This window comes from Lentibacillus sp. Marseille-P4043 (genome assembly GCF_900258515.1).
Taxonomy (GTDB): domain Bacteria; phylum Bacillota; class Bacilli; order Bacillales; family Amphibacillaceae; genus Lentibacillus_C.
Genome location: NZ_LT984884.1, coordinates 1,257,282 through 1,273,021, shown reverse-complemented (window position 1 = coordinate 1,273,021; position 15,740 = coordinate 1,257,282). Strand labels below are relative to the sequence as shown.

The following is a 15,740-nucleotide window of genomic DNA, read 5'->3' as shown; positions in this document are numbered from 1 at the left end:
ACGAAGAAATTCGATGTGTCATTTTTACCGGACTTTTTGAACAACCTCTTATACGTTTCATTTTCCAACGTTACACCAGCTTTCTCATCCACCTTTGTTAATTGTAAAGTCTAATCACCTTTCTCATCGCTTTTCTTTTCGAATCATCGCCAAAACTTACTGAAAAACTGCATCCAATTAGAATAAATGCCATCAATATTAATGCAGTACTATATTTTTTCATTCCTTCACCTCATCAATTTTAAAATAAACCCCGAATGAATGATCCCTTCGATGTTGAATTTTTTATAGTTTATTAGATTATCAAAAACAAGTGGTTGAGTCTCCATTAAGCATCATTTAATTTTCATAAAACTATCATAAGCCTCAGTCACACACCGAAATATAGAACCACTATAATCATCGCTCCATACACCAGAAACGACACCACATTTGACCATTTTGTATCTGTAATCCTAAAATGGACAAAGATAAGAACCCCAAATAAACAGGCCATTAATAAGGTACAAAGCCAAGACTGGATTAATAATTGTACAATGACAACTACAGCTCCGGATCCCAAAACACCAAGCCATACAGGGTATAATTTTTTTCTAAAAAACTAGTAATCATACCAAGAATAGTACAGCAAACCCTAAAACAATGTATAGAAACATTTTTATTCCTGCACCGATGATAAACATGGTTAGCACAAAGACAATTAGCCCCCCGACTGTGAGGTAAAAGATTAATGGAGTAAGTTTATTCACCTGTTCACCACCTTTTTTACTCATCTAATCACCGAAGAAACCTTTCCTCACTCCGACATTATGCATCACGCGTTGAGAAATTTATGTATTCTTTATCTACCATAGGGAAACAAATAGCATTGCATAAAATATTACAACCATTGGCGTTAACATAGCGAAATCCACTTCTGATAATTTTTATTACACATAGCCACACTTTAGTTCAAAGTTAAGATCAAATACCATTTTTATATATTTGAAATCATGCTTTTGAAAAAAAGACAAAGGAAAGCAGCAACCGAATTATCAGATTATATCCTGCTTTATAAGCGGGATTGGAGCTGCCTCCATATTTTCCATCAATGTTAGATCGCTATATCGTTATCCCTCTTAAACTCCACTGTAGTTCTGTCTCCTTTTATCGCTACAACAATAGTAAGCAATAAGATAAAAAAACAAGACGCTGCCACGAGCAATCCAATTACATTAGGAAACCCATAAAAACCCACAAAAAACAACAGAGTTAATGAGAGAAAGAAAAGGTAGAAAAATAAAACCCGAAAAAAATGTTTGGAGGATCTTGGCCTGATCCATATTCGTTCTAATGTCAATTGTTCCAGGTTAATTATTCTGTATAATCCCTTTTTACACCTTTGAGTAATATAAAAAAACAATGAAAACACAATAATAATCGCAATCGCTATAAGCATGAGCCTAACTAACTTTGTGCCTTGGAAGTTAAAGTTATCCATATAGGGTGTTAAAAGATTTCCCCCAAGGACAGAAATACCTCCGACAAACAATGCAACGCCCATCCCTATGTTTGATTGCTTCACCTCTGATTTCGTTAATTTTTCAGCGATATCCGGATTATCAATTTTAAAAACGGAATTCGGCAGCATCCAGAAGAAAAAAGGAAATACGATCTTCCAAAAGGATCCCCATATATCTAGGATAAATTGTTCTTCATCAATGATCAGGATTCTGTATCTTGGGTTTTTTACGACACGTTGGATGTCACATTTCATTGGTTAACTCCCCTCTCCCATTGCAGTGCAACTTTTTATCGTATTCGATGTTAGACAGCTTCTTTTTTATCATCTTTGAATTTCACTGTAGTACTTCCTACCGCTACCGTTATATTGCTGGAAAACAATACAAAGAGCAATAATACCATCGTAAAGAATAATATCATCACATTCGGGAACTTAATAAATGCACCAAAACCTAACACAGCAAGTGCCAGGAAAAATAAGTACATACCTGTGACTAGGAAAAAATGTTTGATTGGCTTTGGCTTGAACCATAATCGCTCTGTTGATAGTTTTTTAAGATTAACAACTTGATAGAGATTTCTTTTATTTATATGTCTAATATATAAACGCAGGATAATAGGAGTATGACTGTGATCATAACAATAACCGAATTAACGGATGGGGAACTTTGGATATCAAAATAATCCATCAATGGCCTTAAAAGGTTTGCTATCAATACGGCAATACCACCACCAATCCACCCATGTCCTCCTGTATTTACTTGTTTCACACTCGGTGCCTTTAACTTTTCCACAACTTCGGTACTTTCCACCTTAAGAACAGTGTTAGGAGATATCCAAAACAAAAATGGAAAGAGAACTTTCCAAATGGATTTCCCTAAGTCCAAGATATAGGTTTGACCTTCAATAACCAGGATTCGATACCTAAGATTTTTATATACGCCATGCACCTTGCAGTTCATAGAATCTTCACCTCCTTCTCTTGTTCCAATACTGCACTCCCATTATTAGTAATAGAGTAAAAATAGATATTGTTCTATTCTAGTTCATTTGTTTGTTCTGAGACGTTATTTGATTGCGCACAAAAAGAAGCATATATTACATATGCTTCAATCCAATTTTATTCTAACGGTCCGGTTACAGTTCCTTTTTTAACATTTTCTTTATTTTCTTCCTTCCAGTCATAGTAAATCTTCTGAAAACGTTCTTCCTCGGAATCTTTAAATCCTTCAAATACCACTTCATCTATATTTTTTTCATTAAAATAGAAAACATTATTGGGATCTAGTCCCTGTGGATAAAAACACCCGGAATAATCATACATTACTCTTTCGCCTTCATTTTCACCTGCCTGAAGAAGTGGTCCTCTGTTCAAGATCATTAGTTTACTCGTCCCCTCTTTCAGATATACAATCGATCCAATTGGTAACATGTAAATTCTCCTCTCTCGGTTTATTGATGCTTTTTCAGTTTATTGTATTCAGTGAAAACCGCCGTTTTTTCTTCACCTAAAATTTAAAAATGTGGCCTACTATTACCACTAAGTAGACAATGGTAAACAAATACAAAAATTATAGGCTTTTAAAAACATCGCTATGAAGCCCTCAATACCCGTACCTACCGTGTCGCAATTCCTTGTTTTTATGTTTCACTTCGATGGACATCTAAGCTGCCGTATCTTTATTCCCTAAATTTCACTGTTGTGCTTTCTCCCATTACAGTCATAGCGTTGACAATCAATAAAAGAAATGAGAAGGCCGCCGCAACAAGTAATGCTATTACATTTGGCATATTAAAAAATGCCGCAAATGCGAATAAGGCGAATAAGAGAAAAATGAGATAACTAAATAAAACTTGAAAAAAATGCTTGAAGGACATTGGCCTAATCCATAATCGGTCCGTTGGCAGCCGTTCAAGATTAGCCATACTATATAGGCGTATTTTACATCTCTTAGCCATATAAAAAAATAGTGTCAAGACAACAATGATAGTAATTGTTATAATCATTAGTCTGACCAATTTCGTACTTTGAAAATTAAAGTAATCCATTAAAGGTGTTAAAAGGTTCCCCAAAAAAACAGAAACACCTCCAGCTAACACCGCGAGCGCCATCCTTATCTTATTCTGTTTTACTTCCAAGGTGGTTAATTTTTCAACAAGATCTGGATCATCAACTTTATAAACGGAATTTGGCAGCATCCAGAAGAAAAAAGGAAATACAATTTTCCAAAAGGATCCCCAAATATCAAGTATAAATTTTTCTCCGTTGATGGTCAGAATTCTATATCTTGAATTTTTTACCACACGTTGTATATCACAATTCATTAGATTTATCCCTCTCCCCATTCCTAAAACGTTCCTTTTCCTTAAAACAACTTCGAACATGTAAATACGATGGTTTTTTATACGGATTATCAGTGCATAAGAAAGAACAGCATATAACATAACAAAGACAGATCCCATAATTGGTAGAATTTGAATCTAAAAAAATCTATTAATCTTATCAGATGAATGGCAGGAATGGCATGCATATCCGGTATAGCCTCCCCTTATTAAGAGCAAAATTCAATATTAGATTCGTGAGTACAAGTTATACGCCCAGTCATCCCTTACAAATTCAATTTGTTTTGTGGCGTCAGGAAAATGGATTGATGGCATCAAGACCACTACTTAAAGCTTCACCAACATTATCTAATTGATCGCCTACCCAATTTGCCGCATTATCTATTTGTTCACCCGCCCAGTCCAGACCATCCTGAAGGTGAAGGATATTACTATTATACGCCCAATTGAAAAACGCTGTTGCGCCAATACCTATAGCAGTACCTGCAGCCGCAACGCCTACAGCGGCCCACCCAACTGGATTGGATGCTGCTGCAGCTATGGCTATTGTCGCTACAGTACTTGTTCCAAAGCCCACTCCTGTAGATACCACATTATGTGTAAATGCTTCACCCGGTGTCTTTCCTTTATTTCTATCATCAACGTATCCAAGATAACCCCCCGCTATGGCAAATGCAGGACCTAGGTACTTCCCTGCTACTTGAATACCCTTTCCAGCCTTAAAAAAAGGCTTAGCCGCCTTTGCTGATTTTGGATCAACAATTACATAGTAACCTGAGCCAGCTGGACCACGGATTCCATTAAAGGTATTTACTAAACCACCAAGTCTCATTGCTCCCAAACCTGTCTGCTCCATGACTGAAGCAAAAATTGGAATACCTAAATCCGCGCCAATCTTAACGCTATTGTCGTGCAAATACTTATCTACAATTGGTGGCAATTCTTCATTCAATTCATCTTCACTTAATTTATCGTTGTTTATCCTCTTGAATGTCGACAAGATTACATGGAATTCCTCACTGGTAATTTTACCGTCTTCTAAATCTTCAAGGGCATTATTTACCACTGTTTGCGAAGGTTCATTAAGATCCTTTATCGCATCATTCTTAGCTTTCCGGGCTTTTTGGATTTCCTCTTCCCGCTTACCTTCATTATAATCCTTTAACGCACCTAACCCGACTTCAGTAGATTTACTTTTATAATCAGCAAACCGAGCCTCACCTATGCTCCTGCCTGCTCGATTCATCGCAACCTCAATATGATGCAACAATTCCTTTATCTCAGAATCATGCTCTTTCCCTTCACTAGTAAACGAAGTAAACTTATCTTCTAAATCTGTTATCTCTTCAATCACTTCATTTTCATCGTTCGTTACTGGGGAGAAATTGGGTGTAGTCGCACTAGTAATATCTGCTACACTACTAATTGTTCTGTTTATAACCTGATGCTCAAAGTTTAATTCTTCATATTTTTCATCTACATCCATTTCAGTATCAGTCAAATAGTCACTCTCTATAATCGCTGTTTTACTTGAATCTACATCAGATTCGAACAAATCCAAGTGTTGTTTCAAATTATCATTCAGGTCTGTGAACAACCCATTAAATGCGTCAAGAATCGTCTTATGCAGATCGCCAAAATAACCTCTCGCCTGTTTTGCTGTTTTTTCCCGAAAAAGTCTCCATTGCAATAATTTGATCCAATATCTGCTTTAATATGATCCAAGTCCGATTTAATTTTTTCAGAAGTCGTCTTTAGGTCATCCGACAGTTCATTACAGATTTCGTTGTTTTCAACCGTAACACTAGCTTTTTTATCACTATCGCTTTTTATATCTTAATATTTATCTATCCCCTCAAAAGGGCTTATAAAATTATGTAACTGTCTCTGCAATTAGCATTACTGAATTTTGCCGATGTATCACTTATTTCACTAACACTATGAAAAATTTTTCTTTATCACAAGAAAAAATAAGATCGCGAAAAATACTATTGTTGCAACAATCATTGCTACTTTCGACCACTTTTTGTTTTTGATCATATTCTCTGCGAAAATTAAAAACCCCGAGTAACACAACAGTATAATGGTGACACTCCATAATCGAAAAAAATAATGAATACAAATTACAGTCAAACCTACCAATACAATAGAAGCCCATAAATCCGGCAAAAATTTAGAAGAGAGATGGATGATAAGTATAAAAACGGCAGGTACCAAGACAACATAAAAAAGTATAGTGACTCCGCTATTAATTCCAATCATAACTAATATAAAAACAATCAAACCTATTATTGTCCCAACCAACGGTATTTTTTCTTTCACTGAAAATCATCCTTTTTATCTAAAGATTTAACATTGATAACATACATGTGAATCGATTTTAACACTTGCGTTATTTTCTTCATTAAAATAGAATAAAAGTCTATATTAATATAAAATGTTCTTCTTTATCACAATGAAAAATAAAATTACCATAAATAATATTGACACAACATTCCTCATTACACTCAACCACTTTTCGCTTTTTATCATATATTCTGTCTATCCTTTATATTCTCTGTATAAAACGGAATTAAATTTTATTCATGGTTTCACCTAACCCAAAACAATACTTATAACTATTTATAAAACATGCCTCTCGCTGGAACCTTGTATTTTCGCTATCTTTAAAACGAAACTTACCATCCGTTTTTCCATTATCGCTTATGTACAATATTACTTCTTGCATGTGGAACTTTTTTTAATTCGGATGTATGACACATCTATCATTAACTCTCTGCAACCCTTTAGGCACCAATGTATAGTTACGATCCAGCATTTATACTGGATCAAACTGTGCCAAATTAAAAGGCAAAGGAGACTTCCCTTTGCCATATCATGAATATTACTCAACAACGTCCATATTAAAGTTATTTACTTTCAAATAAACGTTATCATTGGTTAAACCATCAAATATCTTTTCTTGCTCTGGTGTTACATCAAGCATATATGGCACCGCATGATCTGGTTGAATAACACCAAATTGTTTTTCTGGCAGCGAAGTTTCTGAATCTTCCCATATGTATTCACCATTTTTATTCCCAAAAGTCATATTAAAAGACACATTCTTGATCGGATCCTTTAATCGGTTGATAGCCAGGAAAATAATAGAATGGCTTCCATCGGGATTTATGGAAATATCAAAAGGGTAAAGACTAAAGTCATTTGGTACTCCCATTTGCGGATCCGCTTTAATCGCTTCATCTAAGATGCTATAAATGCTGTTACTTTCAACGGTAACTCCAGCTTCCTCATCTTGCTTTTGCAATTGCAACACCAAATTATCCACCTCATCTGCTGCCTCTTCATTTGAATTTGTTTTTTCCTTAGCTTGCGTCTCCGTCTTTTGGTCCTGCTTCTGGTTATTTTCGGCTTTATCCTCTTTTGGATCACTGCATGCTGCTAAGAACAGCACTAATACTATCGCGCTTAACAAAAAAGCCTTTTTCATTTTAATAACCTCTCCATCATTTTATTGATTACTCTTGATGCCAATTGTTTCACCGTACTAATTTAGACCCCGACACTCATTTCCACGTAATCCCGACCCAAATGACTGTTCTTAAATTCTGCAAATACTGGTGTCTTTTGTTTCATGCCATTTCGCCTAATATAATCAATCAACTCCCAATACCTTACCTGGGATTGTGCATCAAAATCTTCCATCACACGTGTCATAATCATTGGCTTAATAGATAAATAACTACGAAAGTTTATTTGTTCCTGCTCTTGAATCATAACGTTATCTTCCTTAATCGGCAAAAAGATTTCTGCATTCATAATCTCACTTGTTGGATCACTTAAAATAGAAAAAAGCATTCTCCCATCTGGGTGATAACCATGCTTTTCCAAAACCGATTGAAAATCCTTAATTGCTATATCAATCTCCTCTGGGGCAAAGCGATAATACTTTGAAACAACATTAAGATGAGCGATATGATGATTTTCTACAATCATGATGCATCTCCCCGATCTTTTAACGGTACATATAAATCAATAATATATTCATCAAATACTTCCAGTAAAACACAATAGAAAGTGTCCTCTATTGAAATATTATTTTTCCCGGCATATTTCTTTATCTCTGCATAAGCAGCATGAAAATCAGTCGCCTCATCCGCTTGACGTAAAACTAAAGCTTCTTCGATGTGAAATCCTTCCTGAAATTGAAAATCTGTTTCATCTGCTAATGTAACAGGTTCACTTATTGGCAAATAATACGTAAAGCTACCAAACTTATCTTCACCTTTCTCAGGTGCAACAGAAAAAAACGTTGGACCATTCTTATAGATACCTTCCGCAAGCGTAAAATCTTCCATCAAGAAAAAGCCCTCTTGCCAGTCCTTCCTTAATTGCCTAGTTTCATAGATTAATAGATTATCAAAATTAAGTGATCGAGTCTCAATGCGCATCCTAAGCATCCTTTCTACTAATTGGTTTTAAGTTTCCATCTTTATTAAAATTAAAGCTTTCAAACCGGTATTTACAGTAAAGAATCACAATTTGTTCGGGAAGAACGAATAACATAGCAAAAAAGAGTAGTGGCCCTATTATGACCACGACCATAACATTAATATCTATCATATAACTATTTCTTGCTACATATTGAATTACATAAACCACCCCAGTACCAACAATAATCGCCATTGGTAAATAGGACTTTGCTTCGAATTTCTTCCTAAGATTATCCTTTTTGGACCCTTCTCTATAATGGCCTCTTTGTAATAACACATAAAACCGAATCCATGTGACAATAAAAACTAACAGTCCAATAATTAGTGTTACGTACATAAAGTTTAAAAGAGAATCCTTGGTAGCATCTATTCCAAGACGATCAGAACCTAACAAAAATAATGAACTTATATATAAGAAAGTTGCTCCTGTATTTTGTGATGTCAAAATAATTAATAGATACTGGGCTATTTGACCCTTATTATATATTACCGGAATCGCAAAAATTATAGATAACAATACAAGTGCTGCAGTGATCCATAAATGAATATTCATTATCATATCTTTATTGGGATAAATAGTCCCATCAGCGGCCACAACATATGTCAAAAAGAACATTAAGGGTTGGATAAAAACGAATAATAGTAACGTAAAAGCTAAAGATTTTGGTTTTTGTCTCCCTGATTCAAATGGTCCCCTTAATGCTGCAAAACTTTCTTCTGGTAATTTACTTTGCACTACTTTAGCCTCCTAGTCTCTAACTAAACCAACCCGTCAATTTGTGAAATGCATCCTTTGCACGATCCATTACTGATTTGTTACTTTTGCCAAACTTCACATTTAAAAGTGAGTTTACTCCAATCCCAGCAGCTACCCCTATCGCCGTTCCAACAACAGGTATTGGGATTGCCAAACTAACAGCAGCTGTAACACCTGTCTGAACAGCTCCTCCAACTACCGTATCAATCGTTGTATCAACAGCAGCACGCGTATGTGCTTCTGATCCGGTTAAACCATCTGACTTAGCATCATTGTAATTACTATAATAATTTAAGCCCGCGCCAACTGGTCCCAATGCTTTTCCTGCCCTGTTGATTACACTTCCACTAACAATCTCTTTAGGATTTAAATCCGTTACACTATTTATTGCTCCTCTTGCAGTCGCTCGCCCAACTGATTTAAATTTCCCTGTTGGACTTTCATCATAGTTGTATACCTCCATATTGGGGTGACTCTTTACAACTTCTTTTCCTACATTGGACCAAACTTGCTTTCCGGTTTTTTTATCATAATAATTTAATGGGGCTTTCGCCTGCCCCGATTTTGCACTTTGATTTAATGCATTTTGAGCATGAACATCCGGTTTTACTCCTAGTGCTTCTAAAGCTTCTTCACTTGCGTTTATTCGATAAGTTGTTTTCCCATTTTTTACGTATTTAGAAACACTTAACCCTTTATTTTTGGCTGCCTTAGCTATAGCAGTGCTTGAGGTCGTTCCAGTAACCCCTGGTGCTAAATAAATAGTTACAAAGTCCTTTAAGTTCTGCAAGTCTTTATTTACTTTGTAATCACTAAATCTTTCCTCACCAGATCCTTTTACTGAGTTCATCGTCTTTTCGATGCGTTCCATTAAAGCTTTTGTTTGGGAATCATGGTGTTTTCCTTCACCAGTAAAGGATGATAAATTTCCATCCAGCTCCGCGATTGTTTCAATTACCTCGTTCTCGTCATTAGTAATAGAATAAAATGGTGGTGCACTTGCACTAGTGATGTCCGATACATTATTTATTGCCTTCTGGATATTCTCGTTGATACCGTTTAATTTTTGGTAATCTATATCAATTTGAATATCCAGGTCATTTAAGTAGTCACTCTGAATAATAGCCGATTCACTTGAGTCTACATTTGATTGAAATGATTCCAAATGCTGTTTTAAATTATCATTAAGATCTGTGAACAGTTCATTAAAAGCATCTATAACCCCCTCCTTATGAAAGTTCTCAAAATATCCTTTTGAATTCTTTGCTGCTTTTCCCGAAAAGGATTCCATTGCATCTATCTTATCAATATTTGCCACAAGCTGGTCTAGACTTGATTTAATTTTAGAAGATGTTGTTTTCAGATCGTTAGAAAACTCAATAACCTCCGATATATCCACTTTGTTTCCCATCTAATCCCCCCTCAATTAACGTATTGGTTGCGGTCCATTTGTAATACCGCTAGGTTGTTTTCCCAGATTTTCATCAGTTTCCCGCATCTTCTCCCCTATGTCTCCCAACGTCGTGATATCCGTATCCAGCAGCGTCTTATACTTTTTCAGCAGTTCAATTGCTTTAATCGTATTTTCCAAGTCGTCAATAAATGGTGTGATATTTGTCTTATCAAATGTTCGGCTTGTTTTAATGCCACTTTCTAGATCCGAAAGTGACGACCTTAGATTTTTAACATTCGAACGGAAAACACCTATATTAATACCTACTTCTTCTCCCATTTACATTCACTCCTTTTGCGCAGCACTTATTTGACTATCAATAGATGCAAGTGTATTTTGCAGATTTGCCAGTCCTGTTTCATAGGCAGCCTTTTTGCTTTCATATCTGGCAATATCCTCTTCCATTGTTTGCTTCGCGTCTTCTGTTTTGGAAATAAAACTTTTTACACTGCTTTTGTACGCGTCGTAATAATTCTCAAACTTATCTTCCTTTTCCCCTTTCCATCTGCTTTCATCAATCGTTAAACCATCGATGGAACTTTTTGTTGTTTCCAATTCTGAAATGCTTGTGGATAGTTTACCTGATGCTTCCTGTAATCGCCTGATTTTCTCCTCTAGAATGGCAATTTGATTTTTTGAGTTAGCAATCCCCGCCAAAACAGTCGATCGTTGCGCATATAAACTACTTAGTGCCGAACTGCCCATCTACCCATCCTCCTCACTTAGGAATTTTTATTTTCACATGCTGATGATCCATTGCATAATAGCATTCATATGGATTTGGATACTTTTCCTGTCTAATAAACGGTTGTTTGAATATATCTTGATCGCCAAGGCGCATGCTGATTAAACCAGCAGTGGATTTGTTTCGAACATATTTTGGTATCTGTTCAAAACTTAATCCGATATAGTTGTAATCACCACATATCACGAAATGGATTCCCGATTGTGATCCATTTTCAAATAACACTGCTAATTCCTGTTCATCTAAATTGCTGTGTTCAGTAAAGTCTTGCAAATCAGCAATTAAAACGATCCACTTGTTTCCATCTGGTTGATTTTCTGTGTGATTATTAATTTCGTCGATCAGATCATTTTTTACAGAAGCGATGCCGCCTGATTCTGAAATATAAGCATTGACACTATCTCCAACTTCAGCTAGTTTCTTATTGTTTGTGTCAATTATCATCGTTTGATAGGAATCTGAAAGCAGTGAAATATTTTTAGCCATGGCATGCTGTAATTTCTCAAGTCCATCTTTTCTATCGCTCACAACGGTTAAATAATCATGTTCTTCCGGATTAAAAGCTAATGGTGAAACATTTTCAAATTCAAGTCCCAATGGAAGTAAGTTATCTTTCATTCGTTCTTTCGTCTTTCTATTTTTCTTGAATTGTTCAAAATCAATGGCTCCTTCAGGCATCATCGGGATCTCATCTGGTCGTTCACCTTCCCAAAAAGCATCCATCTGTTGCGCAATTTCTTGAATAGCATCGATAATATCCAGTGCTTCTTCTCCTTCTGTCGGTAGTACTGCCTGGAACAATGCTGGGTCTTCCAATTTAACAAGTCCACGTCCGGCAATTTCCTCAATCTCTAAATCTGTCCTTCCAACAATTGCCCGTGCTTCTGTCGGATCAATCAAGTAAAGGGCAACTTGAAGCTTCAGATTGGATAGCAGCGGCATTCGCATTGCGCTTTGTCGTCCAGCGCTAATGGCTAAATGAATCCCGATACTTGCACCTTCACGAGCAACTTGCGTGATTAACCGGTCAAACTCGTCACCAAAGTCTGCATCGCGAACGGAATCATAGTTATCAATGACAACAAAGATATTCGGAACAGTTTCCCCGCTTGCTTTTTCGTACATTTCTATATTGGCAACACCATATTGACTCAATTTATGTTTTCGTTCTTTCAATGTTGTGGATAGCAGACGGATTAATTTCTCCATCTTTTCCACTTCATCAAGCAAAATCGTGTCCGCAACATGTGGTAAATTTTTCAATGGCAACAATCCGTTTGTTCCAAAGTCTAGTAAATAAGCATGTAAGTGTACTGGGTTATGCTGTTTTACCAAATCCATCACTAATGTCTGGAGGAATGTTGACTTTCCGTAACCCGGGCTTGAGAATACTGCAATATGACCATCTTTTGTTAAATCGAGCGTTAATGGCTTTTGTGCTTGCAATTCTGGCTGATCCAGCAGGCCAATTGTTGTATGCAATGGTTTTTTTGGTTCTTGCCATGCTGCTTCAAATTCCACTGGATGCAGATCCTCAGCAACTATACGCTCAGGTAACGGTGGCAACCATGGTCGTGGCAGTGGTTCAATTTGTTGTTCTTCCGTATAGTCATGAATATAATCAATGACTGCATCCAATTCAGTTGGTACTTTTTCGATTTCATCCTTTTTATCTAATCCACTTAAATCTTCAGTTAAGATCGTGTACTGTCCCAAATCATTGATTGCATAAATCGTTGTGTCAATTCGCTCATGATCATCTTTATCTGGTACATAATCCGCTCCGCTCCATGCACTTTGGAACAATTCATAAATCTCATTATTGCCGACCTGCAAATAAGAACGACCTGGCAGGGTGATTTCGGCAGCATCAGGTGTTTTTAACACTTCATTGGAATCACTTGCATTTTGCACCTTAAGCGCCAACTTAAATTTTGAGTTCGACCAGATCTGATCGTCAACAACACCACTTGGCTTTTGTGTTGCCAGGATCAAGTGAATACCTAATGAACGACCAATTCTTGCAGTCGAAACGAGTTCCTTCATGAAATCTGGCTGCTCGGATTTCAACTCAGCAAACTCATCGGAAATTAAGAACAGATGTGGCATGGCTTCACTTGCTTCGCCTTGTTTATACAGCTTTTGATATTGATTAATATGGTTTACATCGTGTTCTCCAAATAGACGCTGCCGTTTTTGCAGTTCTGCTTTAATGGAAGCAAGCGCACGCATTGATTGAGCACGGTCCAAGTTTGTAATTGTCCCTAGTAAATGCGGCATGTTCTTGAATAAATTCGCCATTCCGCCACCTTTATAGTCGATCAGTAAAAAGGCAACTTCATAAGGGTGAAAATTCACTGCCAGCGAAATAATATAGGATTGAATGATTTCTGATTTACCGGATCCGGTTGTACCAGCGACTAACCCGTGTGGACCATGTGCTTTTTCGTGTAAATTCAATTGAACAATATCATCTTTCCCGCGCAATCCCAATGGAACAGCTAAGCTTTTGTATGTCTCATTTCGTTCCCAACGTTGTGAAATACCTAACTGTTCGACTTTCTCCACACCATACATTTCAAGGAAAGTAACACTCTCTGGAATTGAATTTTTCAAGCTTTGTAAATGGTTAAGTGGAGCGAGTGCACGCGAAATATCCTCCTTATTGAACCCGGCTGGGAAATGATCAGGTATAAAGTTTCGGTTTACCAGTTCGCCTTCTTCAAGTAAGATATTCCCGCTTTTCGCATCGCGGATATCGATAACAGTTTTGACATGCTCCGGTAACGACTGCAACACATCTTGCACAAATACAAGCGATACGCCAAGTTCACTCGGATCATCACTGAAAAATTCCATGATGGTATGATCCAAAATTAGCTTTTCATCGGTAATAAGTATGACAAAATGCGGTGAAAAGTACGTTTTTTCATTTTTATTTTCCTTTTCATCCAAAACAAGTCTACGTTCCTTCAGTACTTGGTATAGGGAATGTAAAACTTGATCTCTTGATCGCTCATGATAGACGAATCCTCTAACATTCAAATCTTGCAAACTAGCATGTGGCAGCCATCGCATCCAGTCCCAGTCTGCTTTCTCTTCTTCCGGGAAAATGGTAATGAATTGCACATCGTGATAGCTGTGAAATAGTGCCGTCTGCAGAACGAATAACTGCAATTGCTCTAAAACCAGTTCCCGCTGTCCAATGAAGCCAACAGGACCATTCATTAGTGACGTTACAACAGGTACATCTGCAATTCCTTGATACTGGGAAAGCAGGACACGTGCCATGTCAACGAGTTCATCCTTCTCCTGGGTAAACTCTTCCTCATTAAACTCAATGTCAAAACTGGAGTCGATTTTTCCTAATCCAGTACGAAAATGTAGAAAATCATGATGAAACATTGTTTTTTCGTATGTTCGAGCATCTACATTTATAGCCATTTCCCTGATCTCTGTTACATTTGGATAGTGGTATTTTAGTGCATGACGCTGTTCCTCACTTGCAAGATACAACTCCTTCGTCTTGCGTTGTAAGTATTCTTTGTACGTTTTATCGCGATCCTTCATATCTGCTTTGTACTTTTTCACACTTTTTACATAGGAAGTGATCGAAAAGATGATTGTCGTAACTGTCATAGCAAGCATGACAATTATATATATCCCTCTAGGCTGAACAAGGGTGATAAGGACAAGCGCTGCAATCATAACAAGCGGCGGTACAATTGTCCGAGCCAACTGTTCGCTTGGTTTAGATGGTTTATTAGATGGCTTAGCAATCGTTCGTTTATCTTCCGGCTCCCGGTAAATGATCCGTGGTGACCGGTGATAATCGGGATATTCCGCATCATACTGAATATCCGCCTCTATTAGCGGTATTAATTTGGATGATAAACGTTTATCGGATGTGATAATCTGCATACTTCTCTCATTTATCTGAACGGTTACTCCATCAAAAAAAAGCTCATCACCAGATTGAAGGAGTATATTTCCAGTTATCCGGGAATAGTTGTGGTACATAACCCCTTTATGTAGTTCAAGATTAAATAATTGTTGTGAATACCCCCGGGTGAGTGCGAAGTCAACCGTAATATCCTTTAACTGAACATCATCATATTCATTTATTCCGAATGTAATGCCCTGTTTACCGGCTACATCATATATATGCCATTCATTTGGGTCGATCAGGTAAAAAAACACTTCCCCCAATATCAATTGTTCATTCATTTGTAATGTTTTACCCTTCACATGGCATACTTTTCCATCCCACTTCACGGAAAAAGATTGATCAAGTGCAGCAAATGTTACGGTATCAGACCAATCATTTCCTATTGTTATTTCTTTTTGCTCATCATCCGGTAAATGGCATTTATGCAATTGATCACCATAACTTATCATTAGCGTTTTTTGTGCCATCTTTCTCTTCCTCTCTAAACCAATCCATCT

General features: G+C 36.9%; 14 protein-coding genes and 1 pseudogene. All 15 read right to left on the bottom strand.

The window, feature by feature from the left end; translation table 11 throughout:
• Positions 1-608 precede the first annotated feature (608 nt).
• The 15 genes and pseudogenes from C8270_RS19805 to essC all read right to left on the bottom strand — a co-directional run bounded on the left by C8270_RS19805 (position 609) and on the right by essC (position 15,710).
• A complete protein-coding gene (locus C8270_RS19805) occupies positions 609-749 on the bottom strand; it encodes a hypothetical protein (protein ID WP_158701620.1) in 141 nt (46 codons plus the stop codon).
• A 344-nt stretch (positions 750-1,093) separates the two neighbouring features.
• A complete protein-coding gene (locus C8270_RS06390) occupies positions 1,094-1,756 on the bottom strand; it encodes a DUF443 family protein (protein ID WP_106496035.1) in 663 nt (220 codons plus the stop codon).
• Between the two features lie 50 nt (positions 1,757-1,806).
• Positions 1,807-2,465: pseudogene (locus C8270_RS20405) on the bottom strand (DUF443 family protein).
• Positions 2,466-2,623: 158 nt separating this feature from the next.
• Positions 2,624-2,935 (bottom strand): DUF4176 domain-containing protein, encoded by a 312-nt coding sequence (locus C8270_RS06375; RefSeq protein WP_106496032.1) that lies wholly within the window; start codon positions 2,933-2,935, stop codon positions 2,624-2,626.
• A 248-nt stretch (positions 2,936-3,183) separates the two neighbouring features.
• Positions 3,184-3,828 (bottom strand): DUF443 family protein, encoded by a 645-nt coding sequence (locus tag C8270_RS06370; protein WP_158701619.1) that lies wholly within the window; start codon positions 3,826-3,828, stop codon positions 3,184-3,186.
• 310 nt (positions 3,829-4,138) lie between these two features.
• A complete protein-coding gene (locus C8270_RS06365) occupies positions 4,139-5,536 on the bottom strand; it encodes a T7SS effector LXG polymorphic toxin (protein ID WP_158701618.1) in 1,398 nt (465 codons plus the stop codon).
• Between the two features lie 248 nt (positions 5,537-5,784).
• Positions 5,785-6,168 (bottom strand): hypothetical protein, encoded by a 384-nt coding sequence (locus C8270_RS06360; protein ID WP_106496029.1) that lies wholly within the window; start codon positions 6,166-6,168, stop codon positions 5,785-5,787.
• Between the two features lie 562 nt (positions 6,169-6,730).
• Complete coding sequence (locus C8270_RS06355) at positions 6,731-7,336, bottom strand: hypothetical protein (protein ID WP_106496028.1); 606 nt, start codon at positions 7,334-7,336, stop codon at positions 6,731-6,733.
• A 62-nt stretch (positions 7,337-7,398) separates the two neighbouring features.
• Entirely contained in the window at positions 7,399-7,842 is a 444-nt protein-coding gene (locus tag C8270_RS06350; protein ID WP_106496027.1) for a DUF5085 family protein, read from the bottom strand.
• The gene (locus C8270_RS06345; protein WP_106496026.1) at positions 7,839-8,297 is read right to left on the bottom strand and encodes a DUF5085 family protein; all 459 of its coding nucleotides are present in this window, start codon (positions 8,295-8,297) and stop codon (positions 7,839-7,841) included. Before C8270_RS06345 ends, C8270_RS06350 begins: the two co-directional genes overlap by 4 nt.
• 1 nt (position 8,298) lies before the next feature.
• Positions 8,299-9,075, bottom strand: a complete 777-nt coding sequence (locus tag C8270_RS06340) for a hypothetical protein (protein WP_106496025.1) — start codon at positions 9,073-9,075, stop codon at positions 8,299-8,301.
• Positions 9,076-9,094: 19 nt separating this feature from the next.
• On the bottom strand, positions 9,095-10,507 hold the full coding sequence (locus tag C8270_RS06335; RefSeq protein ID WP_106496024.1) for a T7SS effector LXG polymorphic toxin: 1,413 nt from the start codon (positions 10,505-10,507) through the stop codon (positions 9,095-9,097).
• A gap of 15 nt (positions 10,508-10,522) precedes the next feature.
• Positions 10,523-10,828 carry a TIGR04197 family type VII secretion effector gene (locus tag C8270_RS06330; protein ID WP_106496023.1) on the bottom strand — a complete coding sequence of 102 codons (306 nt, stop codon included), beginning with the start codon at positions 10,826-10,828 and terminating at the stop codon, positions 10,523-10,525.
• 6 nt (positions 10,829-10,834) lie between these two features.
• On the bottom strand, positions 10,835-11,254 hold the full coding sequence (locus C8270_RS06325; RefSeq protein WP_106496022.1) for a YwqH-like family protein: 420 nt from the start codon (positions 11,252-11,254) through the stop codon (positions 10,835-10,837).
• Positions 11,255-11,267: 13 nt separating this feature from the next.
• Complete coding sequence (essC, locus tag C8270_RS06320) at positions 11,268-15,710, bottom strand: type VII secretion protein EssC (RefSeq protein ID WP_106496021.1); 4,443 nt, start codon at positions 15,708-15,710, stop codon at positions 11,268-11,270.
• Between the last annotated feature and the right edge of the window lie 30 nt (positions 15,711-15,740).